We start from the raw sequence: 23,667 nt of genomic DNA on the forward strand, positions 1-23,667 counted from the left end.
GCGCCGGTCTGCCTGAACCGTCAGGCCGGCAACAACTCCAGCAGATGCTTCTGCATGCGCAGCTCTTCCGTCTCCTGCGAGAGATCCGGTGATAGCCGGGCAAAGGCCACTGCTCGCTCAAGCTGGTGGCGAAACTCCTGTTGATCCCCCGCCGCCGCAGCGCGTACTGCCAGACAGCGCGCCCAGATGCTCGCGTACTCGCGCTGCAGGCGCTGTGGCAACAACTCGTCGAACAGGCCGAGCACACTTCCAGACGCAACGGCCTGAGCGAATGCCAGCTCGGCGCTGATCAACCTGAGCATGTCGTACAGCACCTTCTGCAGCGCATCAGGAAGTGCATTGCGCTGCACCTGGAAGGATGAATCCAGCGCGGCGGCCTCCTGCCAGCGGCCCTGGATCTGCAGCGCACGCAGACGGATGTAGAGTGCCACCAGCGGCATCGGTGACTCCTGGGATTCCAGCAGCTGCAGCTCCGCCTCGGGCATCTGATCCGCACACAGCCCCGAGCAGGACAGCCCCATCAGGCGCGCGAAGGCCAGTTGCGGGTGCGCCGCATCCATCCCGCGCCACCAGCGCAGCATCCACAAGCCATCGCTGACCTGCCTGAGCTTGCCCTGTACCGGCAACAGATTGGCGACGCCCATGCAGGCATTGGTCGCCGCCACCGCGAGCAGGAGGCCCTGCACAGGGCCGTCCTTCAGCGCCAGCGAAACCAGTCCTGCGAGCCCTGCCACGAGCAGGTTCGCCAACGGCCCCCCGGCGTTGAACCAGACATGCTGGCGCCGCCAGGGACCACGCGGGTCGGCGAAAGCCATCACATAGCCAGCGAGCTTCTGCGGGTGCTTCGGCTGCCGGCTGAATGTCCAGCCTCGGCGCCGCATGCGGAAATCCCAGCGGCCGACGCGCAGGCGCATCACCGTCATTCCCCCCAGGCGGGCGCCCAAGAGATGTCCGAATTCATGCACGAAAATGGACTGGTAGATGGCCACGAAGCCGAGCAGCAGACCGGGGACGATCCACACCGGCTCGGCGGGCATCGAGAGCATGCTCAGGGCCATGCCCAGCGCGCCCGTCGCGCCACCGAGGATAACCGTCAGCATCCGCAGGGGCGTGTTGAGCCACTTGGGCAATGACCAGAGACCGGCAGCATTGCCGATCCTGCTTTGCGACATCCCTGTCTCGCTCATGGCTGCGCTCCCTGCGCCAAGCGCCTGATCAGCTCAGGCTTTCGTCGATCAGCACCACCACCTTGCCCTGCACCTGGTTGCTCGCCAGGGCATCGAACGCGCTCTGCGCGTCGCGGACCGGGAAGGTGCGCTCCAGTTGCGGGCTCAACTTGCCGGATTCGAACAGAGGCCAGACCTTCTGCCCCAGCTCGGCGATCAGCTGCGCCTTGTAGTCGGCGTCGCGCGAACGCAGGGTCGAGCCGATCAGCTGGACACGCTTGCCCAGCAGCAGGGCCAGGTCCAGTTCAGCCTTGCGACCGCCCATCAGGCCAATGACCACCCATCGACCGTCGCGGCCGAGGATTTCCAGGTCCAGCTTGGCGTAGTTCGCCCCAACAGGGTCGAGGATCACATCGAAGGGAGCGAAATCCCGAAGCGATTCGAGGCTCTCGCCGCGCAGGGCGCCGCCCTCGGCGCCGAGGCCCTCGCAATAGGCGAGACGGTCGGCCGAACCGACGCTCACCCAGCACGGGCTGCCAAAGGCCTTGCACAGCTGGATACCGGCCGAGCCTACGCCGCTGGCGCCCGCGTGCAGCAGGACTTTCTCACCGGGCTGCAGCGCACCGAGCATGAACAGGTTCAGCCACGCCGTGGCGTACACCTCCGGCAGCGCGGCGGCCTCGGCCAGGCTCAGGCCCGCAGGCACCGGCAGCGCATGACGCTCGTCCACCACCACTTCCTCGGCCATGCCACCACCAGCCAGCAAGGCACAGACGCGGTCGCCCACCTGCCAGGTGCTGCCCGCGCCGACCTCGGTCACCACACCCGAACATTCCAGGCCAATGATGTCGCTCGCCCCCGGCGGCGGTGGGTAGAGACCGGCCACCTGCAGCAGGTCGGCGCGGTTGAGTCCCGCGGCGGCGACCTGGATGCGGATCTGTCCCTGTGCGCAAGTCGGGTTCGGGCGCTCGGCCCACTCCACTCGCCCTTCGATGCCTTGCAATGCGTTCACGCTGCCTCCATAGTGACTTCGCAGGGCCCGATCCGTAAGGTCGGGCCCTTTCTTCGCGCCGAATTCACCTGCGATTGAACCCGGCGCCGCCAATTAAGGCCTAATATGCGTCATAACTCCGCGATCAGTCGAATCAGCATGAAGCGATTTTTGCCCCGTACCGCCCTGTTGTTCATCCTCGGCGCAACTGCCTTTTCCTCGTTCGCGGCGACCACCAGCCCGAACGTCTGGGACGGCCTGCAGCCCGACCGGGATCAAGTGATCGCCAGCCTCAACATCGTTGAGCTGCTCAAGCGCCATCACTACAACAAGCCGCCGCTGAACGACGAGCGCTCGGCGAAAATCTACGACAGCTACCTGAAGACTCTCGACCCGGCGCGCATGTACTTCACCGCCGCCGACATCGACCAGTTCGCGCCCTGGCGCACCCAGTTCGACGACTTCCTGAAAAGCGGCGAACTGGAGCCCGGCTTCACCATCTACAAGCGTCACCTCGACCGCCTGAAGGAGCGCCTGGACTTCGCCCTGGCCACCCTGAACAAGGGCGTCGACAAGATGGACTTCAACACCGACGAATCGCTGGAAATCGACCGCGAGAAATCGCCCTGGGCGAAAGACAGCGCCGCGCTCGACGACCTGTGGCGCAAGAAGGTGAAGGACGAAGTCCTGCGCCTGAAGATCGCCGGCAAGGACAACAAGGCCATCCAGGAACAGCTGACCAAGCGCTACAAGAACCAGCTGATGCGCCTTGAGCAGACCCGCAGCGAAGACATCTTCCAGGCCTACATCAACGCCTTCGCCCAGACCTACGATCCGCACACCCAGTATCTGTCGCCGGACAGCGCGGAAAACTTCGACATCAACATGAGCCTCTCGCTGGAAGGCATCGGCGCCGTGCTGCAGAGCGACAACGACTACGTCAAGGTCGTGCGCCTGGTACCGGCCGGCCCCGCCGAGAAGAGCAAGCAGATCGCCACCTCCGACAAGATCATCGGCGTCGCCCAGGGCAAGGGCGAGATGGTCGACGTGGTCGGCTGGCGTCTGGATGAAGTGGTCAAGCTGATCCGCGGCCCGAAAGGCTCGCAGGTCCGCCTGGAAGTGATCCCGTCCACCAACGCGCCGAACGACCAGACCAGCAAGATCGTCACCATCACCCGCGAGGCGGTGAAGCTGGAAGACCAGGCGGCGAAGAAGTCGGAAATCACCATCGACCACGAAGGCAAGAACTACAAGCTGGGCATCATCGACGTGCCCGCGTTCTACCTCGACTTCAAGGCCTACCGCGCTGGCGACCCGGACTACAAGTCCACCACCCGCGACGTGAAGAAGCTCATCGCCGAACTGCAGAAGGACAAGGTCGACGGCATCGTCATTGACCTGCGCAACAACGGCGGCGGCTCCCTGCAGGAAGCCACCGAGCTGACCGGCCTGTTCATCGACCAGGGTCCGACCGTGCTGGTGCGCAACAGCGACGGCCGTGTCGACGTGCTCAACGATGACGAGGGCAAGGCCTTCTACACCGGCCCGATGACCGTGCTGGTCAACCGCCTGTCCGCCTCGGCTTCGGAGATCTTCGCCGGCGCCATGCAGGACTACCACCGCGCGCTCATCGTCGGTGGCCAGACCTTCGGCAAGGGCACCGTGCAGACCATCCAGCCGCTCAATCATGGCGAGCTGAAGCTGACCCTGGCCAAGTTCTACCGCGTCTCCGGCCAGAGCACCCAGCACCAGGGCGTGATCCCGGACATCGCCTACCCGTCCATCGTCGACGACAAGGAAATCGGCGAAAGCGCCCTGCCCGACTCCATGCCGTGGGACACCATCAAGCCCGCGCTGAAGGCCCAGGCCGACCCGTTCAAGCCGTTCCTCGATCAGTTGCGCACCCGTCACGACGCGCGCACCGAGCACAACGCGGACTTCGTCTACGCCCGCGAGCGTCTCGCCCTGGCCCAGGAGCTGATGAAGGAGAAGACTGTCAGCCTCAACGAAGCCAAACGTCGCGCCCAGCAGACCAGCATCGAGAACCGCCAGTTGGCCATGGAGAATGCCCTGCGCAAATCCAAGGGCCAGGAGCCGCTCAAGGAGCTGAAAAAGGAAGACGAGAACGCCCTGCCGGAAGAGGACAAGACCAAGCCGCAGGACGACGCCTACCTCACCGAGTCCGGGCACATCCTGATCGACTACCTTAATCTGGACTCCCAGGTCGCCAAACACTGATCGGATGTAATCAAACAGTCATGACGCTGTCGTGAAATGCACAGGGCCGGGAAACCGGCCCTTTTGCTTTTTACAGCCACCGAGAACCGTCATGACCGTCACCGAGCAGTTGAGCGCGCTGGACCAGATCCTCGCTCACGGCGACCTGCACTGCCTGTTCCAGCCCATCCTGTCGCTTTCGGAAAGGCGTCTGGTGGGCTATGAAGCCCTCACCCGCGGCCCGTCCAACGGCCCCCTGCACTCGCCCCTGCCGCTGTTCAGCATCGCCCGCAGCAGCGGCCGCCTCAGCCAGCTGGAGCTGCTCTGCCGGCGCAAGGCGTGCGCACGCTTCCGCGACCTGAAGCTGGAGGGCAAGCTGTTCCTCAACGTGTCCCCGGAGTCCCTGCTGGAACCGACCCACCAGCCCGGCCGCACACTGCAGTTGCTGCAGACCTTCGGCATCTCGCCCAGCGACGTGGTGATCGAGCTGACCGAGCAGACGCCCATCGAAGACTTCAGCCTCCTCGATACCGCGCTGCACCACTACCGCGCCATGGGCTTCTCCATTGCCCTGGACGACCTGGGCGCCGGCTATTCCAGCCTGCGCCTGTGGTCCGAACTACGCCCCGATTACGTGAAGATCGACCGCCACTTCATCGAAGGCATCCACCTGGATGCGGTGAAGCGCGAGTTCGTCGGCTCGATCCTGAAGATGGCCCATGCCTCCCGCGCCCAGGTGATTGCCGAAGGCATCGAGATTCCGGAAGAGCTGGCCGTACTCTCGGAGATGGGTGTCGACCTGGTGCAGGGCTACCTGCTCGGCCGACCCAACGAAACACCGCCGCGTGACGCCCGCGGCCTGCTTCCGGAAGTCGACAACGCCGGCACGCTGCTCGCCGAGGATCAATCCGACCTCGAGCCGCTGCTGCTGGAGCAACCGGCCGTGCCCGACAGCACGCCCATCGGCGATGTGCTGGAAGCGTTCCGCGCCCAGGCCAACCTGAACTCCCTGGCCGTGCTGGACCGCGATGACCAGCCGGTAGGCATCGTCCACCGGCACGCGCTGGCCGACGCGCTGCTCAAGCCCTTCGCGCCGGAGCTGTATGCACGCAAGCCGATCAGCCGGTTGATGAGCGACGACTTCCTCGCCGTGGAGCGTAGCCAGTCGCTGCAGCAGGTCAGCCGCCTGCTCACCAGTCGTGCGCGGCAGCGCATCGAGGAAGACTTCATCATCACCCTGAACGGCCGCTACCTCGGCCTGGGTCGGGTGATCGACGTGCTCAAGCTGATTACCGAGCAGAAGATCCGCCAGGCCCGGCATGCCAACCCACTGACCCTGTTGCCGGGTAACGTGCCCATCCAGCAGTGCCTGGCGCGCCTGCTGCAACAGGGCCGCGAGGCCGTGGTGTGCTACGTCGACATCGACAGCTTCAAGCCCTTCAACGATCTCTACGGCTACGCGCGCGGCGACGAAGTCCTGCTGTGCCTGGCGCAGTGCCTGGGCGAGCGGGTGGACCCGACGCGGGACTTCGTCGGCCACATCGGCGGCGACGACTTCATGCTGGTGCTGGGCACGCAGGACTGGCGCGAACGCCTCAATCACCTGCTGGAGGATTTCCAGGGACAGTGCCGGCGCTTCTATAGCCGCGAGCATCTGGACGCAGGCTGCTTCGTCGCGCACAACCGCCAGGGGCGGCGCGAGGAATATCCCTTGCTGTCACTGTCGATTGGCGTGGTGCACGTGAAGAGCGGCGCCGGGCAGCGCCTGGATGCCAGCCAGTTGGCCGGGCTGGCCTCGGAGGCCAAGCGCCACGCGAAGAACATGCCCGGCTACAGCCTGCACATCCTCACGGCCGAGTGAATCAGAGGCCCAGCTCTCGGGCGCGCGTTTCGTAGTGCTCGGCCTGGGCATCATCGGGCTCCAGCCCGGGGCCGCCGCTGCGATACAACTCGCCGAGCTTGCGCGCCGCCAGCGGGTGGCCCGCCTCGGCTGCCTGACCCCAGTAACGTGCGGCTTCCTGCGCATCAGCGGCATGGCGGGTATCACCCTTGAGCGCTTGCACACCTACCTGGTAGGCCGCCTTGTGGTCACCCTCTGCCGCAGCGAGACGCAGCAGACGCAACCCTTCCTCGCGAGCGCCAAAACCCTGTCCGCGGAACAGCAGCAGGTGTCCGTAGAAGCTCTGCGCCCCAACATCTCCCAGAGCGGCCATGCGCGAAAACTGGCCCTGCATCCAGGCCCAGGAACGCGGCTGGCGCACCATCCACGGCCAGCCCATCAGGCGTCGCGCCAGGGCGTAACTCAATCGTGCTCGCAGGCGCCAGAACAGCTCGCGGGGTGTCGCCACGTCAGAGTTCCTCGGGGTACTCGAACTCGAAGACGCGCGCGACTTCCGCCGCATGCCAGCCGGCGGCAGCGGGGCCGTCCGGGGCGCCGGAGAAACGCCCCAGGCGCTCGACATACTCGAAGAAACCGGTGCGAGGCAGGCGGCTGGCGCCCTGACTGATCACCAGCGAGCTGCGCAGCGGACGACCACCGCGGGCATCCAGCGCAGCCAGGTGTTCCAGCGCGGCGGTCAGCACGGTCATCGCCGGGGTCGGCAATTGCAGGCGCTCGATAAGCGCGCGGTAGGTGAGCAGATGGCGCTGGCGGCGGGCGTCTTCCAGCTCGCCGAGCAGGCCTTCCCAATGCTTGCGACTGATCTGCACGCTCAAGAAGCGGACTCCCCAGTGCCCAGGGCACGACGCAGGCCATGCTGGATGGCGTCGCTGGCTTCGCGTTCGCCGTTCTCGATCTGTCCCAGGTAGGACGGGCTGATACCCACCGAACGCGCCAGCGTCTCAATGGACAAGCCTCGAGCTTCACGCAGTGCTTTCCAGTCCGGCTTCTCGTCGAATGCCGGGGGTGCAACGGGTTTGACAACCTGGGCGACTCCCCGGCCGGCGGCAGCCAGCAGGGCCTGGTATTCGGCCCAGGGAACCACGGCGTACTCCGCTTCGCCGTCACGCATGATGACTTGAACGTTCATGACAACACTCCTTGCAGGCGGCCATCTTAACAGCCTGATGCGTGCCTGTGCCGGCTATACTGCGCACCGCTTCTCGCCACCAGACATGGGGACCGACTTGCAGCGCTTCCTTCCGTTCTGCCTATGCCTGGCCAGCGCCCTGTGTGGCGCCGAGGAACTGCGCTGGGGCTATTCGCCAAGCAACGGCATGCCATACGCAGAAAGTATCGACCATGAATTGGCTCCTGGCTTCATCCGCGATCTGGGCGAAAGCGTCGGACAGCGCCTGGGGCTCGAGGTTCGCTTCGTTGAAACGCCGGACAAGCGCGCAGAACCGGCCCTCGCCCAGGGCGCGATCCACCTGCTGTGCATCAACAATCCGCAGTGGATGAAGGCGCCGGAAAGGCTGCACTGGTCGCCGAGCCTGTTCGAGGAAGAAGACGCCCTGGCCCAGCGTGCGGACGCGCCACCGGTGGAGAATCTCGCGCAGCTGCACGACATCCGCATCGGCACCAGCCTGGGCTACGTCTACCCCGCCCCGCTCATGCAGGCCTTCGCCGAAGGCCGTGTGAAGCGCGCCGACGTGCGCGACCTGGATACCCGCCTGCACATGCTCGAAGCCCATCGCCTGGACGCACTGATCGAGATGCGCCGCCCGCTGGAATTCCTCCTCGCGCAGCACCATGAACTGCCCGTGGCGATCAATAGCAGCAATGTGCAGCGCTACTCGATCTACTGCTCGTACGGCCCGGCGTTACCGCTACCCGCCGAGCGACTGGATGCCGTACTGCAGGCGATGGTCAGTGACGGCTCGATCCAGCGCCTGCTTGGCCAACAGACTGCGCGGTTGCGTCAGAGACGCTGAATCGCTTCCGGCGGCGGTAGTTGCTTCAGGGCTTCGCGGGCTTCCACGCCTTGCGCATCGCGCCAGACCTTGAAGGCGTCGATTTCCGATTGCCAGCGGCGGATCACCCAGGCCAGCACCGCCAGGTCGTCGAGGAAACCGACGCCCAGTAGCCAATCGGGCACCAGGTCCACCGGCGAGAGAAAGTACAACAGCGCCGCCACTACCGAGACCAGCGCCTGGGAGCTGATGCCGCGGTAATCGCCGCGTACCCAGGCCACCAGCAACTCCTGCAGCAGCTTCAGATCGGTCTTGGCCAGCTTGACACGGCCACTCTTGCGCGACACCGCGAACAGCAGCGCCGGCAATCTCCCACCAGCGATGAAACGGCTGGCGAGCTTCAGGAAACGGTCAAATCCCGGAGGCTTTTTCATCGATTCACCTCGATAGGAAAGTTCGTACAAAGCAGGTTCAGGTTATCCACCTTTCCTGTGGATAACTCTGTTGAAAGCCACCCTCGATATCGCCAAAACGCCCGAGCCATGAGGGCTGCAGACAGATCGGCGATTTTTTGTTCAGCCCTGTAAATGCGTTAAAAATCATGCAGTTGCAGCTAAGCGATGGGCTTACCAATGTCAAGGGGAGGACATTGTTTCATCTGCGTCAAATATGTGCATAAGGGTAACACCGGCCCCAAGGTTACTCCCTTTCAGACCCGGCGGTCAGCGCAGCGTTCCAGAGCGCTTCCCGCACAAATGAAAACGCCCCGTGGGTAACGGGGCGTTTTCTCTGGTACGAAGGTACTCAGTTACTGCTTGGGCGCTTCCGCGGCCGGCGCAGGAGCTTCGGCTTCAGGCTGGTTCGGGTCCTTGATGGCCAGCAGTTCCAGGTCGAAGACCAGGACCGAGTTGGCCGGGATGGTCGGGCTCGGGCTCTGGGCGCCGTAGGCCAGCTCGCTCGGGATGAAGAGCTTGATCTTCTCGCCGACGTGCATCAGTTGCAGGGCTTCGACCCAACCCGGAATCACGCCGCCAACCGGCAGATCGATCGGGCTGCCACGCTGGATGGAGCTGTCGAAGACCGTACCATCGACCAGCTTGCCTTCGTAGTGAACGGTGACGACGTCGGTGGCCTTGGGCTGCGCGCCGTCGGCTTTCTTCACGACTTCATACTGCAGGCCGGACTTGGTGGTGACCACGCCCTCACGCTTGCCGTTTTCCTCGAGGAATTTCTTGCCGGCTTCCAGGGCCTCGGAATTCTTCTTGGCGACCTGCTCTTCAGCGCGCTTCTGCAGGGCGGTGAAGGCTTCGGTCAGCTCTTCGTCGGTCAGCTTCTGCTTCTGCTTGCCAACGGCGTCTTCGATACCCAGGGCGACGGCTTTCGAATCCAGGTCATTCATGCCTTCCTGGGCGAGGCTCTTGCCCATGTTCAGGCCGATGCCGTAGGAGGCTTTCTGCGCAGGAGTCTTGAGTTCCACTTCGGCGGCCTGTTTGTCGCAGCCCGCGAGAACCAAGCCGACCAGCGCGATCGCTGCCGCCAACCGATGTTGTTTCATGCTGAATCCTTGTCTTTGCGCCGTCATGGCTGAAGTAATGAAGCCGCGAGCTTATCAGGCGCTCGTGGCCAGTGGCTATGGGCAATAGGAACCACTACCGGGGGAGAAGTTCCCACAGCAAACTTATAAGAAAATTAACAGGATAAGTCAGACGGCCAGCACGGAATCGCTGTGATCGAAACGAGCAACTTTCGACGGGAAGCTTCGCAGGAAAGCCCGTTGCCGATAAAAAAGGCAGGCAAAGAAAAAGCCCTCAGGCATTGCTACCTGAGGGCTTTTCGAATTGTGGCGCAGCGGACGGGACTCGAACCCGCGACCCCCGGCGTGACAGGCCGGTATTCTAACCGACTGAACTACCGCTGCGTCGGACCTCGAGTGGTGGGTGATGACGGGATCGAACCGCCGACCCTCTGCTTGTAAGGCAGATGCTCTCCCGGCTGAGCTAATCACCCTTCGTCTCGAAGTGGGGCGCATTCTACGGAGGACATTTGCACCTGACAAGCCCCCGGATGAAAAAAATTTTCAGATGTTCCAAAGGCTTAGATGAAGAGTGCGAATGACGAAACGGGGTTGGCCTGAACCGCGCCGAACGGAATAATGCATCCTTTGTGTCCAGGAGTTAGCCCCTCATGTGGTTCCGCAACCTGCTCGTATACCGCCTCACCCAGGATCTGCAGATCGACGCCGATGCCCTGGAGAAAGCCCTGGCCAGCAAGCCGGCGCGCTCCTGCGCCAGCCAGGAACTGACTACCTACGGTTTCTCCGCGCCTTTCGGCAAGGGCCCGGACGCCCCGCTGGTACATGCCAGCGAAGGCTTCTTCCTGGTAAGCGCGCGCAAGGAAGAGCGCATTCTCCCGGGCAGCGTCGTGCGTGACGCGCTCAAGGAGAAGGTCGACGAGATCGAAGCTGCGCAGATGCGCAAGGTCTACAAGAAGGAACGCGACCAGCTCAAGGACGAGATCGTCCAGACCCTGCTGCCGCGCGCCTTCATCCGTCGTTCGGTGACTTTCGCCGCCATCGCCCCGAGCCTCGGCCTGATCCTGGTCGATACCTCCAGCGCGAAGAAGGCCGAAGATCTGCTGTCGACCCTGCGCGAAGCCCTGGGCTCGCTGCCGGTTCGCCCGCTGACCGTGAAGACCGCACCGACCGCCACCCTGACCGACTGGGTGAAGACCCAGGAAGCCGCCGGCGACTTCTTCGTCCTCGACGAGTGCGAGCTGCGTGATACCCACGAAGACGGCGGTGTGGTGCGCTGCAAGCGCCAGGACCTGACCAGCGAGGAAATCCAGCTGCACCTGACCTCCGGCAAGCTGGTCACCCAGCTGTCCCTGGCCTGGTCGGACAAGCTGTCCTTCGTCCTCGACGACAAGGTCGCGATCAAGCGCCTGCGTTTCGAAGACATGCTGCAGGAGAAGGCAGAGCAGGACGGCGGCGAAGACGCCCTGGGCCAGCTCGACGCCAGCTTCACCCTGATGATGCTGACCTTCGCCGAGTTCATCCCGGCGCTGATCGAAGCACTCGGTGGCGAGGCGATGCCCGAAGGCATCTGATGCCCCGGCAGGCGCCGCGTCCGCGCGGCGCCTGCCAACACAACAAGGCCCACATAAAAGAAGGACGGCCCATGCGTGCTCTCATCCTGCTCAGCCGCTTCATGGGCAACACCTTCGCCCTCTGGGTGCTGCTCTTCGCCATCCTGGCGTTCTTCGTTCCCTCCCTGTTCACCCCGCTCACCGCCGCCATCGTGCCCATGCTCGGTGTGGTGATGTTCGGCATGGGCCTGACGCTCAAGGTCGAGGACTTCGCCGAAGTCGCCCGACATCCCTGGCGCGTCACCCTCGGCGTGATCGCCCATTTCGTCATCATGCCCGGCATGGCCTGGCTGCTCTGCCAGTTGATGCACCTGCCGCCGGAAATCGCCGTTGGCGTCATCCTGGTCGGCTGCTGCCCCAGCGGCACCGCGTCCAACGTGATGACCTGGCTGTCGCGCGGTGACCTGGCGCTGTCGGTGGCCATCGCTGGCGTGACCACCCTCCTCGCCCCGCTGCTCACCCCGGCACTGATCTGGCTGCTGGCCTCAGCCTGGCTGCCAGTCTCCTTCGGCGCGTTGTTCTGGTCGATCCTGCAGGTCGTCGTGGTGCCCATCGTCCTCGGCCTCGCCGCCCAGCGCCTGCTCGGCGCGCGGGTGCGCCACGTGGTGGACGTGCTGCCGCTGATTTCGGTGATCTCCATCGTGATCATCGTCGCTGCGGTGGTTGCCGCCAGCCAGGCGAAGATCGCCGAATCCGGCCTGCTGATCATGGCCGTGGTGATCCTGCACAACGGCTTCGGTTTCCTGCTCGGCTATTTCACCGCCAAGGTCTTCGGCCTGCCGCTGGCGCAGCGCAAGTCTCTGGCGCTGGAGGTCGGCATGCAGAACTCCGGCCTTGGCGCGGCCCTGGCCAGCGCACACTTCTCGCCGCTGGCGGCAGTGCCCAGCGCACTGTTCAGCGTCTGGCACAACATCTCCGGCGCGACGCTTTCCACCTGGTTCCGCCGCATGACCGACGAGCCATCGGTCCGGGAAAAAGCCCCGCAATAGGGCAGAAAACCGGCGCCGGCTTGCCCGGCGCACCGGTTTTGTGCAAAATACTGCACATTGTGAGGACGACCTCACCACCTTCCGGTGCTCCAGCGGGGACGGCCCTCCATACCATCCACCGTCTGGAGAGCTCCATGTCCTGGATCATTCTGTTCGTCGCCGGCCTGTTCGAAGTCGCCTGGGCCGTCGGATTGAAATACACCGAAGGTTTCACCCGTCCGATACCGACCGCTCTGACCGTGCTGGCGATCATCACCAGCATGGGCCTGCTTGGCCTGGCCATGAGAAATCTGCCGCTGGGCACCGCCTACGCCATCTGGACCGGCGTCGGCGCGGTGGGCACTGTCATCGTCGGCATCGTGCTGTTCGGCGAGTCCATGGCGCCGGTACGCCTGCTCAGCGTTGCGCTGATCCTGTGCGGACTGGTCGGCCTGAAATTGAGCCACTGACGCTGTATCGGTTCTCGATACCGGCGGGCTGTCGCTTTCCCGAAAATTTGTCGGTATGCTGCGGGCCACTGTGTTTGCTTGGGTCACTGTGGCTCGTGACCAGGCGGGGCCACGCCCCGCCAACCGGCTTCGACTGCACCTTGCAACTCAGGACGAGCGCGGACTTTTCCGCAAAACAATATTCAATTGTTCAAGGTGTATTTCCATGTCGAATCGTCAGACCGGCACCGTCAAGTGGTTCAATGACGCCAAGGGCTTCGGCTTCATCACTCCGGAAAGCGGCAACGATGTCTTCGTGCACTTCCGCTCCATCCAGGGCACCGGCTTCAAATCGCTGCAGGAAGGCCAGAAGGTCTCCTTCGTTGTGGTTGAAGGCCAGAAGGGCCTGCAGGCTGACGAAGTTCAGGTTATCTGAACCGCGACACGCCCATGAAAAAGCCCCGGCATTGCCGGGGCTTTTTCTTTGCGGCGAGCAGGATCAGCGCGCCGCACCACGCAGCACGGCGACCTGCTCCTGCAGCGCCAGGCGCTGGGCCTCCTCCGGCGCCACCGGCTGGCCGGCCACCAGGCAGACACGCGACCACAGGCGACGGAAGAAGCCCTTCTGCGGATCGCGGCTGAAGAAGCTGCCCCACAGCCCCTGCAGCGCCATCGGAATCACCGGCACCGGGGTTTCCTCGATGATGCGCTCCACGCCGCCACGGAACTCGTTCATCTCGCCGTCCAGGGTCAGCATGCCCTCGGGGAAGATGCATACCAATTCCCCTTCCCGCAGGTACTCGGCGACCTTGGCGAACGCCTTCTCGTAGGTCTCGGCGTCTTCGTTACGCCCAGCGATAGGCACCGCGCCCGCGGTGCGGAAGATGAAGTTGAGCACCGGGATGCGGAAGATCTTGTAGTACATGACGAAGCGCACCGGGCGACGCACGGAACCGGCGATCAGCAGCGCGTCGACGAACGATACGTGGTTGCACACCAGCACGGCCGGGCCTTCGTCGGGGATGGCTTCGAGGTTGCGGTGGTCGACCCGGTACATCGAGTGGGTCAGCAGCCAAACCAGGAAGCGCATGGTGAATTCGGGCACGATCTTGAAGATGTACACGTTCACCGCGACGTTCATCAGCGAGAGCACGAGGAACAGCTCGGGGATCGTCAGCTTCGCCACCGACAGCAGCAGGATCGAGACGATCGCCGCGACTACCATGAACAGCGCGTTGAGGATGTTGTTGGCGGCGATCACCCGTGCACGCTTGTCCTCCTCGGTGCGTGCCTGGATCAACGCGTACAGCGGCACGATATAGAAGCCACCGAAGATGCCGATGCCAAGGATATCCGCCAGCACCGCCCAGGACTGCGAATGCTCCAGCACCGCCAGCCAGTTGTAGGGCTGCTCACCCTGCGGGAAACCGCCTGAATGCCACCACAACAGGATGCCGAACAGGCTCAGGCCGATGGAGCCGAAGGGCACCAGGCCGATTTCCACCTTCTTGCCGGAGAGCTTTTCGCACAGCATCGAGCCCAGCGCGATACCCACCGAGAACACGGTGAGGATCAGCGTCACCACACTTTCGTCGCCGTGCAGCAGCTCCTTGGCATAGGTCGGGATCTGCGTCAGGTAGACCGCGCCGAGGAACCAGAACCAGGAGTTGCCCACCAGCGAGCGCGACACCGCCGGACGCTGGCGCAGGCCGAGCAGGAGAATGCTCCAGGACTGGCGGAAGATGTTCCAGTCGACCTTCAGGTCCGGCAGTGCAGCGGCCGCGCGGGGGATGTTGCGGCTGGCAAGGAAACCGCAGACGGCGACCAGCACCACGGCAATGCCGACGCCGGCGGCGTAGTCCTGCCGCGACATCAGCACGCCGGCGCCGATGGTGCCGCAGAGGATGGCGAGGAAGGTCCCCATTTCCACCAGGGCGTTGCCGCCGACCAGCTCGTCCTCGCGCAGGTGCTGCGGCAGGATCGAATACTTCACCGGACCGAACAGCGCCGAGTGGGTGCCCATGGCGAACAGCGCGAGGAACAGCAGCGGCAGGCTGCCGAACACGAAGCCCGTGGCGCCCACCGCCATGATCACGATCTCGGCCAGCTTCAGCGCGCGCATCAGCGCGTCCTTGTTGAACTTCTCGCCGAACTGTCCGCCCAGGGCGGAAAACAGGAAGAACGGCAGGATGAACAACAACGCACAGAGGTTGACCAGCAGGTTGCGGTCACCGCCGACGGTGAGGTGGTAGAGGATCGCCAGGATCAGCGACTGCTTGAAGATGTTGTCGTTGAACGCACCCAGCAGCTGGGTGATGAAGAAGGGCAGGAATCGCTTGGTGCCCAGCAGGGCGAATTGCGAGTGTTGAGACATCGTCCTTGTATACCTGCGTAGCGGCCTTGAGCCGGAATGACAGCACGGATATGACGGCAACAGCGTGAAGAAAAGCCACATTTCCCGCACAAATCCATTCGAACCGTGCAATCCGTGCAAGAAAAAGCCCGTCTCGAAGGACGGGCTTTTCAATCAACCGGGATGACCTCAGAAGCCGACGCTGCCCTGCACGTAGAAGGTGCGCGGCTCGCCGAGGTAGATACCGGCGTTGTTGTCGCTGGAGCGGGTGTAGTTCATCTGGTCGAAGAGGTTCTTCACCCCGGCGGCAACCTTAAGGTTCGACGCCTGCGGGCCGAAGTCGTAGCCCACGCGGGCGTTCCACAGCACGTAGCCGGGGATGTTGCCGTACTGGCCGTCGGCAGTTGGCTCGGTGATGTAGTCGCCGGTGAAGCTGCCGTTGGAGTTGGTGGTCGGGCCGGGCGCACGCTGCTTCGACTGGGCGAAGCCGTCGAAGTTGTAGGTCCAGCGGTCATGCTCGTAGCGCAGGCCGATGGTCGCCACCTGGCGCGAGTAGAGCGGCAGGTCACGGCCTTTGAAGCCGGGGATCTCGCCTTCGTAGGTCGCGCGGGTGTAGGTCAGGGTGCCGTAGGCGGTCAGGCCGGCAAGGACCGGGTCGAGCGCAGCCATGTCGTAGTGCGCCGAGGTCTCGATGCCCTGATGCTTGGTGGCGCCCAGGTTGGTCCAGCCCACGTCGTTGCTGATGTACTGCAACTCGTCGTCGAAGTCGATGTAAAACAGCGTGACCTCGCCACCCCAGGTGCCGTTGTCGTAGCGGGTGCCCACTTCGTAGGTCTTCGCCTTCTCCGGCTGCAGGCCGCTAGCAGTGTCGTTGCCGCTGCCGCCCTGGCCGAGCTGGAAGTACTGCAGGCTGCCGAAGGAGGTCTCGTAGTTGGCGAACAGCTTCCACTCGTCCGACAGGTGATACATCACCGCCAGCGCCGGCAGCGGCTCGTTGTAGTCCTTGCTGCGGTTCTTTTCCTGGACCGGCTTGCCCTTGTTGTCGATCACCGGGCGCTCGTGCCAGTCGGTGGAGATGCGCTCGAAGCGGATGCCCGGGGTGACGGTCCAGTTGCCCACGTCGATCTTGTCGTCGAGGTAGATGGAGTTCGCCTCGGTGCCGCCGGTGCGGTCCTGGTAGGTGTGGCCGTCGCCGCCGGGAGTCGGCAGCGTGGTCGGGATGTTGTTGATCAGGGCGACCTGGCTGGCGCGCTCGTGCATCGCTTCCTTCAGATAGCGGTAGCCGATGCTCGCTTCCTGGGTGGTCGGGCCGACCATGAAGATCTTCGACACGCGCGGCTCGATACCGAAGGTGTGGTAGTCGCGCGGGTACGACGCCAGGGTCTTGAGGTCACGGTTGGCGATGGTGCTGCCGCGGAAGCTGTCGCTGTAGTAGGTCAGCACTTCGACCTGGGTGAGGTCGTCGATCTGCCGCTTGTACTTGAACGAGACGTCCTTGCGACGGCCGGTGAAGTTGTCGTAGTCGCGCACCGACTGGTACGGGTCCTTGTCGAACTGCGCCTGGGTCAGGCCGCCGGGCATGTCGGCGCTGCCGTCGTAGTAGTGGAAGTTGGCGGAGAACTCGTCGGCGTCGGTGGGTGCCCAGTGGGTCTTGAACATCACGTCGTCGATATCGGTGGCGTCGTTGCTGTCGCGGTAGCCCGCGCCTTTCACGCCCGAGTACAGCAGCGCAGCGCCCATGCCGTTGTCGGCGGTGCCGCCGAGGAAGGCGTTGTAGAGCTTCTTCCAGCCGCCGTGGGAAGCGGTTTCCACGGTGCTGCCGACATCGCCGGAGAATTCCTTGGGAATCGCGCGGGTGACGAAGTTGATCACCCCGCCGACGTTCTGCGGTCCATAACGCACGGAACCGGCGCCACGCACGACGTCGACGCTGTCGAGGTTGCCCACCGACAGCGGGAACATCGACAGCTGCGGCTGGCCGTAGGGTGCCACGGCGGCGGGGACGCCATCGATGAGCACGGTGGAGCGCGGCGACAGGCGCGAGGTCAGGCCGCGCACGCCGACGTTGAGGGAAACATCGCTGCCGCCGGTGCCGTTGTTGTCCTGCACCTGCACGCCGGGAATGCCGCGCAGCACGTCGCGCACGTTCTGCGCGCCTTCCTCGATCATCTGCTCGCGACGCACCACGGTGCGTGCGCCGGGGTGGTTCTGCACCACCTGCTGATCGGCCTCGCCAAGCCAGTCACCGACCACGGTGACGGTCTCCAGCTCCTTGGTCTCTTCCTCGGCCTGCGCTGGCAGCAGCGGCGTGGCCAGGGCTACGGCGATCGCCAGGCGCGACCACGAACGAACGTGCGACATGCTTCCCCCTCCCCGGGTACTTCGTGAAGGGGCGGGAAATTAGAACTGATTGTAAATTTTGTAAATGCAAATGTATCGCAAATGACAAAATATTCCGGTTGACTCAGATTCTCTTTTCGGCATCTCGAACGACTGTTCATCAGCCACGGCAATAGGCCAGCAGCCCTTCGGTGGCGGGCTCTGGCCGATAACGACGCCGGAAAAATCAGACGGGACGGAAAGACCGCGCACAGGCCTGGCGGTATTCGCCGGGGCCGACGCCATAGGCCTGCTTGAACTGCCGGCTGAGGTGACTCTGGTCGGCGAAGCCCAGCTGCATCGCCACGTTCACCGGCATGCAGCCCTGCTTGAGCAACGCCCTCGCCTGCTCCAGCCGGCGCTGCTTGAGCCAGGCATGGGGCGGCAAGCCGGTGGCCTTGCGGAACACGCGGGCGAAATGGAAAGGCGACAGCCCGACGGCGGCGGCCAGTTCTTCCAGCGACGGCGGCTCCATCAATCGCGAGCCGAGCAGCTCGCGGGCGCGAGCCACAGCCACGGGCTCTTTGCCCGCTGGCGGTGCCTCGGGAATCCGCGCATGGCGCTGGAACAGTAGCAACAGCGCCTCGCGCCAGCAGGTCTGGCGCTGCAGCACAGTGGCGTCGGAATCCACCAGGCGGTGGGCGGCGAACAGCGCCTGCACCAGCTCCGGGTCGAACACCACGCTGGCATCGAACGACGGCGTACCGCCTCCGCCGAGCTCCAGCTCCTCCAGCACACCGGAAACCTGCGCCAGCTCCGGGTAGAAGCCGCGGTAGCGCCAGCCGGCCTCGTCGGCCTTGGAACCGGTGTGGACCTCGTCGGGGTTGATCAACACCACGCTGCCGGCCGGGGCGAAGTGCTCGGCGCCGCGATGGTGGAAGCGCTGCGCGCCCTGCTCGATCATGACGAAAGCGAAGCCTTCATGGACGTGGGGCGAGAACACCTGCTCGATGTAGCGCGCGTGCAGCAGCTCGACGCCGCCCAGCTCCTGGGCGCGCCAGAAGCGGGTGCGTTCGCCGCTCGCGTCGTGTTCTGCCATGCACTACTCCGCCCTGGAATGATCTAAACGCCGAGCCATTGCTGGCACCTCTGTGCCTGTGCTTGCCCTCACCCCAACCCTCTCCCAGGGGGAGAGGGGGCAATCCGTGCCGGCTGACATAGCGGTTTCATCCTGCGCCGATCGGTCCCCTCTCCCATGGGGAGAGGGTTAGGGTGAGGGGTTTTGAAGCCGCGAACAGAGTATCACTCAGCCGTTGAAACCAGCTTCCAGCGCGGCCTTCACCTGCGGCCATTCCTGGTCGGTGATGCTGTAGAGGATGGTGTCGTCCAGCCGCCCGCCGGCCAGGCGCCGGTGGTTACGCAGTACGCCCTCGCGCACCGCGCCGAGCTTCTCGATGGCACGCTGGGAGCGCTCGTTGCTGGCGGCGGTCTTGAACTGCACGCGGACCATCTTCCAGCTGTCGAAGGCGTGGCGCAGCATCAGGTACTTCATGGTGGCGTTGAGACCACTGCCGTGCTGGGCCTGATCCAGCCAGGTGGCGCCGATCTCGCAGGCCGGCAGCGCCGGGAGAAAATCCATGAAGCGCGTGGTGCCGACGATCTGGTTGCCCAGGCGTACCACCAGCGGCAGGGCGCGGCCCTCGCGCTGGTCCGCCAGGCCCTGGCGGTACCAGTCCGGGCGCCCCGGCGCACTCATGAACTGCAGGACGTCGCGGTTCTGTTCCGCCAGCGTCACCAGGTCCGGCACGTCGGCCTCCACCATCGGCTCCAGGCGCAGGGCCCCGCGCTGCAAGGTGATGGGTAACGGTCTGAACATGGCGCCCTCCTCGAAACTCGACGCGAAATCATCGCTCACATCAGAGCGTAGCGGCCCTCTGAAGTGCCGCGCGCCGGCAGGCGCACGACAGACGGACCGCGAAAAGGCCGGCAAGCTACCAGCCCGGCGCTCCGCCCTCAAGTGTGAGCCGCGACACAGCACCACTGAGACATTGGTAGCAGGCGTCTGACAGTTCCGGACTTTGGTGCGAAACTGCTGCCAGTGCTCCTGCGGGGGAGCCAGTTCACTTCCGGAGTCAGCATGTCGTTGTCCAGTGGGTTGATCGCAACGGTCGCCCTGCTCTACATGGCGGTCCTGTTCGCCATCGCGTTCTATGGCGACCGCCGTCGCGCCCCTCTTTCGCCGCGTGTCCGCGCCTGGGTCTACAGCCTGTCCCTGGCGGTCTACTGCACCAGCTGGACCTTCTTCGGCGCCGTCGGCCAGGCCGCCGACCAGTTGTGGTCCTTCCTGCCGATCTATGTCGGCCCCGTGCTGCTGATGCTCTTCGCACCCTGGGTGCTGCAGAAGATGATCATGATCAGCAAGCAGGAGAACATCACCTCCATCGCCGACTTCATCGCCGCGCGATATGGGAAGTCGCAGGCGCTGGCGGTGGTGGTGGCGCTGATCTGCGTGGTCTGCGTGCTGCCCTACATCGCCCTGCAGCTCAAGGGCATCGTCCTCGGCGTCAACCTGCTGATCGGCGCCGGCCCCGACTCCACCGGCATCCGCGCCCAGGACACGGCGCTGATCGTGTCGCTGATCCTCGCGCTGTTCACCATCGTCTTCGGTACCCGCAACCTGGACGTCACCGAGCACCACCGCGGCATGGTGCTGGCGATCGCCTTCGAGTCGCTGGTCAAGCTCACCGCCTTCATCGCCGTCGGCATCTTCGTCACCTACGGCCTCTACGACGGCTTCGGCGACCTGGTCGACCAGGCGCGCGTCGCCCCGCAGCTCAACGAGTACTGGAAGGAGACCGTGCACTGGCCGGCGATGCTGCTGCAGACCGGTGTGGCGATGACCGCCATCATGTGCCTGCCGCGCCAGTTCCACGTGCTGGTGGTGGAGAACATCGAGCCGCGCGACCTCAACCTGGCGCGCTGGGTGTTCCCGATCTACCTGGTGCTGGCCGCGCTGTTCGTGGTGCCCATCGCCCTCGCCGGGCAGATGCACCTGCCCGCCGGCGTGATGCCCGACTCCTTCGTGATCAGCCTGCCGCTGGCCGAGGCGCATCCGGCGCTGGCGCTGCTGGCCTTCATCGGCGGCGCTTCGGCGGCCACCGGCATGGTGATCGTGGCCAGCGTGGCGCTGTCCACCATGGTCTCCAACGACATGCTGCTGCCCTGGCTGTTGCGCCGCAAAGGCGAAGCCGAGCAGCCTTTCGAGGTGTTCCGCCACTGGCTGCTGACCGTGCGCCGGGTGAGCATCGCGCTGATCCTTCTGCTGGCCTACGTCAGCTACCGCCTGCTGGGCTCCACCGCGAGCCTGGCCACCATCGGCCAGATCGCCTTCGCCGCCATCGCCCAGCTCGGCCCGGCGATGATCGGCGCGCTGTACTGGAAGCAGGCCAACCGCCGAGGCGTGTTCGCCGGCCTGGCCGCCGGCTCGCTATTGTGGGCCTACACCCTGGTACTGCCGGTAGTCGCCAAGGGCCTGGGCTGGCCGCTGCAGACCTTCCCCGGCCTGGCGTGGCTCGCCGGCCGCCCGTTCGGCCTGTCCATCGAGCCACTGACCCTGGGCGTGCTGCTCTCGCTGATCGGCAACTTCGCGCTGTTCGGGCTGGTCTCGGTGTTCTCCCGCACCCGCGTCTCCGAGCACTGGCAGGCCAGCCGCTTCATCGGCCAGGAAATCTCCCAGAAACTCAGCTCGCGCTCGATGCTCGCGGTACAGCTGGAAGACCTGCTGATGCTCGCTGCCCGCTTCGTCGGCGAGGAGCGCGCGCGGCAGAGCTTCATCCGCTTCGCCTACCGCCAGGGCAAGGGCTTCACCCCCAGCCAGAACGCCAACGACGAGTGGATCGCCCATACCGAGCGCCTGCTCGCCGGCGTACTCGGCGCCTCCTCCGCGCGCGCCGTGGTGAAGGCCGCCATCGAAGGCCGCGAGATGCAGGTGGAGGACGTGGTGAAGATCGCCGACGAAGCCTCCGAGGTGCTGCAGTTCAACCGCGCGCTGCTGCAGGGCGCCATCGAGAACATCACCCAGGGCATCAGCGTGGTCGACCAGTCGCTGCGACTGGTGGCCTGGAACCACCGCTACATCGAGTTGTTCGAGTATCCGGACGGGCTGATCTACGTCGGCCGCCCCATCGCCGACATCATCCGCTACAACGCCGAGCGCAACCTCTGCGGGCCGGGCGACCCCGACCTGCACGTCGCCAAGCGCCTGTACTGGATGCGCCAGGGCACGCCGCACACCTCCGAGCGGCTGTTCCCCAACGGCCGGGTGATCGAGCTGATCGGCAACCCCATGCCCGGCGGCGGCTTCGTCATGAGCTTCACCGACATCACCAACTACCGCGACGCCGAACAGGGCCTGAAGGACGCCAACGAAGGTCTGGAACAGCGCGTGCAGGAGCGCACCTTCGAGCTGTCGCAGCTCAACCAGGCGCTCACCGAGGCCAAGGGCACGGCCGAGGCGGCGAACCAGTCGAAATCGCGCTTCCTCGCTGCGGTCAGCCACGACCTGATGCAGCCACTGAACGCCGCGCGGCTATTCTCCGCCGCTCTCGCCCACCAGGAAAAACTGCCCGAGGAGGCCACCGAACTGGTGCGCCACCTGGACTCGTCGCTGCGCTCGGCGGAAGACCTGATCACCGACCTGCTGGATATCTCGCGTCTTGAGGGAGGGCGTGTCAGCGCCGACGTCGCGGCCTTCCCGCTGAGCAACCTGTACGACACCCTGGGCGTGGAGTTCCGCGTCCTGGCCCAGGAGCACGGCATCGACTTTCATGTGCGCGGCAGCAAGCTGCGCGTGGAAAGCGACATCAAACTGCTGCGCCGCGTGTTGCAGAACTTCCTCACCAACGCCTTCCGCTACGCCAAGGGCCACGTGCTGCTCGGCGTTCGCCGCGAGGCCGGGTACCTGCGCCTGGAAGTCTGGGACCACGGTCCGGGCATCCCGCCGGACAAGCTGCAGGTGATCTTCGAGGAATTCAAACGCCTGGACAGCCACCAGACTCGCGCCGAGAAAGGCCTGGGCCTCGGCCTGGCGATCGCCGATCGACTGTGCAAGGTGCTCGGCCACCGCTTGGAAGTACGCTCCTGGCCGGGCAAGGGCAGCGTGTTCAGCGTCAGCGTGCCGCTGGCGCGCCAGCCGGCTCCGGCGCCGCTCAACGGGCACAAGGTGGAAACCCCGGAACAGCTCAATGGCGCGCAGGTGCTCTGCGTCGACAACGAAGACAGCATCCTCACCGGCATGAACAGCCTGCTGACCCGCTGGGGCTGTCGCGTGCTCACCGCGCGTAGCCGAGAAGAATGCCAAGCGTTGCTTGAAGGCGATGCACGCCCGCAACTGGCTCTGATCGACTACCACCTGGACGACGGCGAGCTGGGCACCGACCTCATGGCCTGGTTGCGCACCCGCCTGGGTGAGCCGGTTCCAGGCGTAGTGATCAGCGCGGACGCCCGCCCCGAACTGGTGGCGCAGATCCACGCGGCGGGGCTGGACTTCCTGCCCAAGCCGGTGAAGCCGGCGGCGCTGCGGGCGTTGCTGAGTCGGCATTTGAGCCTGCGGTGATGGTTCTCGGCGCTGGCTTAGTTCCCTCTCCCTAACCCTCTCCCTGAAGGGAGAGGGCTGGGGAGAGGGTCCTGCCGGCCAGCTCCGAGTTAGCCTCAAACCACCCTCCCCCGCCACTGCAACAACACCACCCCGGCGATGATCAGCCCGACGGCCAGCAGGCCCTCGGGTGACAGCCGCCGCACCGGGAAACCGGCCCAGCCGAACTGGTCGCACAACGCCGACATCAGCATCTGCCCCGCCACCACGCAGGCCAGGAAAGTCGCCGCACCCAGCTGCGGCGCCAGCATTACCGCGACCGTCAGGTAAGCCGCGCCAAACAGCCCACCCAGCCAGCCCCACCAGGGGGTGGCGGCAATGCCTGCCGCCGGCGGCAGCGGCACGCGGAAGGCCAGCAGCGCGATGATCACCGCCGCCAGGCTTACGCCCAGGGACGTCAGGCTGGCACTCAGTGGATGACCCAGTTGGCGACCTAGCAGGGAATTGCTGCCGGCCTGCAGGGCGACCAGCGCGCCCACACCAATGGCAGGCAGCAGAAGAAGCAGTTTCGACATCGACTTTCCTCCGTTTCTTGTCGGTGCCTTAAGCTTCTGC

19 protein-coding genes, 2 tRNA genes and 1 pseudogene are annotated in these 23,667 nt (G+C 64.8%); 8 read left to right on the top strand and 14 right to left on the bottom strand.

The genetic code is table 11. The features are described from left to right. Positions 1–20: 20 nt before the first annotated feature. The gene (locus IB275_RS22715; protein WP_192291319.1) at positions 21–1,187 is read right to left on the bottom strand and encodes a site-2 protease family protein; all 1,167 of its coding nucleotides are present in this window, start codon (positions 1,185–1,187) and stop codon (positions 21–23) included. Between the two features lie 28 nt (positions 1,188–1,215). Then, positions 1,216–2,178: an NAD(P)H-quinone oxidoreductase gene (locus IB275_RS22720; protein ID WP_192209771.1), complete on the bottom strand. Its 963-nt coding sequence runs from the start codon at positions 2,176–2,178 to the stop codon at positions 1,216–1,218. A gap of 138 nt (positions 2,179–2,316) precedes the next feature. On the opposite strand from IB275_RS22720, the gene IB275_RS22725 reads away from it, so the two are divergent. Continuing rightward, on the top strand, positions 2,317–4,395 hold the full coding sequence (locus IB275_RS22725; RefSeq protein ID WP_081520212.1) for a carboxy terminal-processing peptidase: 2,079 nt from the start codon (positions 2,317–2,319) through the stop codon (positions 4,393–4,395). A 91-nt stretch (positions 4,396–4,486) separates the two neighbouring features. Then, the gene (locus tag IB275_RS22730) at positions 4,487–6,235 is read left to right on the top strand and encodes a bifunctional diguanylate cyclase/phosphodiesterase (RefSeq protein WP_192291321.1); all 1,749 of its coding nucleotides are present in this window, start codon (positions 4,487–4,489) and stop codon (positions 6,233–6,235) included. 1 nt (position 6,236) lies between these two features. Here the strand turns inward: IB275_RS22730 and IB275_RS22735 are convergent, their stop codons facing one another. The 3 genes from IB275_RS22735 to IB275_RS22745 form a co-directional block, all read right to left on the bottom strand. Continuing rightward, a complete protein-coding gene (locus tag IB275_RS22735; RefSeq protein ID WP_225594682.1) occupies positions 6,237–6,653 on the bottom strand; it encodes a tetratricopeptide repeat protein in 417 nt (138 codons plus the stop codon). 70 nt (positions 6,654–6,723) lie between these two features. Continuing rightward, positions 6,724–7,089: a hypothetical protein gene (locus IB275_RS22740; RefSeq protein WP_081520209.1), complete on the bottom strand. Its 366-nt coding sequence runs from the start codon at positions 7,087–7,089 to the stop codon at positions 6,724–6,726. Beyond that, positions 7,086–7,403 (bottom strand): helix-turn-helix domain-containing protein, encoded by a 318-nt coding sequence (locus tag IB275_RS22745; RefSeq protein ID WP_192291323.1) that lies wholly within the window; start codon positions 7,401–7,403, stop codon positions 7,086–7,088. Before IB275_RS22745 ends, IB275_RS22740 begins: the two co-directional genes overlap by 4 nt. A gap of 85 nt (positions 7,404–7,488) precedes the next feature. Between IB275_RS22745 and IB275_RS22750 the strand changes: the two genes are divergently transcribed. After that, positions 7,489–8,247, top strand: coding sequence for a substrate-binding periplasmic protein (locus tag IB275_RS22750; RefSeq protein ID WP_192292501.1), 759 nt, complete (start codon positions 7,489–7,491; stop codon positions 8,245–8,247). Here IB275_RS22750 and IB275_RS22755 read toward each other — a convergent pair. The 4 genes from IB275_RS22755 to IB275_RS22770 form a co-directional block, all read right to left on the bottom strand. Beyond that, on the bottom strand, positions 8,235–8,660 hold the full coding sequence (locus IB275_RS22755; RefSeq protein WP_192291325.1) for a YkvA family protein: 426 nt from the start codon (positions 8,658–8,660) through the stop codon (positions 8,235–8,237). The genes IB275_RS22750 and IB275_RS22755 overlap by 13 nt on opposite strands. A 374-nt stretch (positions 8,661–9,034) precedes the next feature. Further along, on the bottom strand, positions 9,035–9,781 hold the full coding sequence (gene bamJ / locus IB275_RS22760; RefSeq protein ID WP_081520206.1) for a BamJ family beta-barrel-assembly machinery protein: 747 nt from the start codon (positions 9,779–9,781) through the stop codon (positions 9,035–9,037). Between the two features lie 286 nt (positions 9,782–10,067). Further along, positions 10,068–10,144, bottom strand: a tRNA-Asp gene (locus IB275_RS22765). 13 nt (positions 10,145–10,157) lie between these two features. After that, positions 10,158–10,233 (bottom strand) — tRNA-Val (locus IB275_RS22770). Positions 10,234–10,410: 177 nt separating this feature from the next. Here IB275_RS22770 and rdgC point away from each other — a divergent pair. The 4 genes from rdgC (at position 10,411) to IB275_RS22790 (ending at position 13,223) form a co-directional block, all read left to right on the top strand. Next, on the top strand, positions 10,411–11,331 hold the full coding sequence (rdgC, locus tag IB275_RS22775; protein WP_017522054.1) for a recombination-associated protein RdgC: 921 nt from the start codon (positions 10,411–10,413) through the stop codon (positions 11,329–11,331). Between the two features lie 71 nt (positions 11,332–11,402). Further along, positions 11,403–12,359, top strand: coding sequence for a bile acid:sodium symporter family protein (locus tag IB275_RS22780; protein WP_192291327.1), 957 nt, complete (start codon positions 11,403–11,405; stop codon positions 12,357–12,359). A 134-nt stretch (positions 12,360–12,493) separates the two neighbouring features. Further along, complete coding sequence (gene sugE / locus IB275_RS22785; RefSeq protein WP_017522056.1) at positions 12,494–12,808, top strand: quaternary ammonium compound efflux SMR transporter SugE; 315 nt, start codon at positions 12,494–12,496, stop codon at positions 12,806–12,808. A 205-nt stretch (positions 12,809–13,013) separates the two neighbouring features. Then, positions 13,014–13,223, top strand: a complete 210-nt coding sequence (locus IB275_RS22790; RefSeq protein ID WP_045210321.1) for a cold-shock protein — start codon at positions 13,014–13,016, stop codon at positions 13,221–13,223. 63 nt (positions 13,224–13,286) lie between these two features. On the opposite strand, the gene IB275_RS22795 is transcribed toward IB275_RS22790, so the two are convergent. The 4 genes and pseudogenes from IB275_RS22795 to IB275_RS22810 form a co-directional block, all read right to left on the bottom strand. Next, complete coding sequence (locus IB275_RS22795) at positions 13,287–15,161, bottom strand: MFS transporter (protein WP_192291329.1); 1,875 nt, start codon at positions 15,159–15,161, stop codon at positions 13,287–13,289. A 168-nt stretch (positions 15,162–15,329) separates the two neighbouring features. Then, positions 15,330–17,501: a TonB-dependent receptor family protein gene (locus IB275_RS22800; protein WP_192291331.1), complete on the bottom strand. Its 2,172-nt coding sequence runs from the start codon at positions 17,499–17,501 to the stop codon at positions 15,330–15,332. A gap of 205 nt (positions 17,502–17,706) precedes the next feature. Next, the gene (locus tag IB275_RS22805; protein WP_138215256.1) at positions 17,707–18,558 is read right to left on the bottom strand and encodes a helix-turn-helix transcriptional regulator; all 852 of its coding nucleotides are present in this window, start codon (positions 18,556–18,558) and stop codon (positions 17,707–17,709) included. 207 nt (positions 18,559–18,765) lie between these two features. After that, positions 18,766–19,367, bottom strand: a pseudogene (locus IB275_RS22810) (GNAT family N-acetyltransferase). A gap of 229 nt (positions 19,368–19,596) precedes the next feature. Here IB275_RS22810 and IB275_RS22815 point away from each other — a divergent pair. Beyond that, positions 19,597–23,073, top strand: coding sequence for a PAS domain-containing hybrid sensor histidine kinase/response regulator (locus tag IB275_RS22815; RefSeq protein ID WP_192291333.1), 3,477 nt, complete (start codon positions 19,597–19,599; stop codon positions 23,071–23,073). Between the two features lie 95 nt (positions 23,074–23,168). Here the strand turns inward: IB275_RS22815 and IB275_RS22820 are convergent, their stop codons facing one another. Continuing rightward, the gene (locus tag IB275_RS22820; RefSeq protein ID WP_192291335.1) at positions 23,169–23,627 is read right to left on the bottom strand and encodes a DMT family transporter; all 459 of its coding nucleotides are present in this window, start codon (positions 23,625–23,627) and stop codon (positions 23,169–23,171) included. Positions 23,628–23,667 lie beyond the last annotated feature (40 nt).

The sequence above is a fragment of the Pseudomonas sp. PDM21 genome (genome assembly GCF_014852505.2).
In the GTDB taxonomy this organism is placed as follows: domain Bacteria; phylum Pseudomonadota; class Gammaproteobacteria; order Pseudomonadales; family Pseudomonadaceae; genus Pseudomonas.

Coding starts and splice junctions, on each gene's coding strand:
- IB275_RS22815 (WP_192291333.1), top strand. CDS start 19,597: ATGTCGTTGTCCAGTGGGTTGATCGCAACGGTCGCCCTGCTCTACATG.
- IB275_RS22755 (WP_192291325.1), bottom strand. CDS start 8,660: ATGAAAAAGCCTCCGGGATTTGACCGTTTCCTGAAGCTCGCCAGCCGT.
- IB275_RS22805 (WP_138215256.1), bottom strand. CDS start 18,558: ATGGCAGAACACGACGCGAGCGGCGAACGCACCCGCTTCTGGCGCGCC.
- IB275_RS22780 (WP_192291327.1), top strand. CDS start 11,403: ATGCGTGCTCTCATCCTGCTCAGCCGCTTCATGGGCAACACCTTCGCC.
- bamJ (WP_081520206.1), bottom strand. CDS start 9,781: ATGAAACAACATCGGTTGGCGGCAGCGATCGCGCTGGTCGGCTTGGTT.
- sugE (WP_017522056.1), top strand. CDS start 12,494: ATGTCCTGGATCATTCTGTTCGTCGCCGGCCTGTTCGAAGTCGCCTGG.
- IB275_RS22725 (WP_081520212.1), top strand. CDS start 2,317: ATGAAGCGATTTTTGCCCCGTACCGCCCTGTTGTTCATCCTCGGCGCA.
- IB275_RS22820 (WP_192291335.1), bottom strand. CDS start 23,627: ATGTCGAAACTGCTTCTTCTGCTGCCTGCCATTGGTGTGGGCGCGCTG.
- IB275_RS22795 (WP_192291329.1), bottom strand. CDS start 15,161: ATGTCTCAACACTCGCAATTCGCCCTGCTGGGCACCAAGCGATTCCTG.
- rdgC (WP_017522054.1), top strand. CDS start 10,411: ATGTGGTTCCGCAACCTGCTCGTATACCGCCTCACCCAGGATCTGCAG.
- IB275_RS22750 (WP_192292501.1), top strand. CDS start 7,489: ATGGGGACCGACTTGCAGCGCTTCCTTCCGTTCTGCCTATGCCTGGCC.
- IB275_RS22735 (WP_225594682.1), bottom strand. CDS start 6,653: ATGGGCTGGCCGTGGATGGTGCGCCAGCCGCGTTCCTGGGCCTGGATG.
- IB275_RS22745 (WP_192291323.1), bottom strand. CDS start 7,403: ATGAACGTTCAAGTCATCATGCGTGACGGCGAAGCGGAGTACGCCGTG.
- IB275_RS22730 (WP_192291321.1), top strand. CDS start 4,487: ATGACCGTCACCGAGCAGTTGAGCGCGCTGGACCAGATCCTCGCTCAC.
- IB275_RS22800 (WP_192291331.1), bottom strand. CDS start 17,501: ATGTCGCACGTTCGTTCGTGGTCGCGCCTGGCGATCGCCGTAGCCCTG.
- IB275_RS22790 (WP_045210321.1), top strand. CDS start 13,014: ATGTCGAATCGTCAGACCGGCACCGTCAAGTGGTTCAATGACGCCAAG.
- IB275_RS22715 (WP_192291319.1), bottom strand. CDS start 1,187: ATGAGCGAGACAGGGATGTCGCAAAGCAGGATCGGCAATGCTGCCGGT.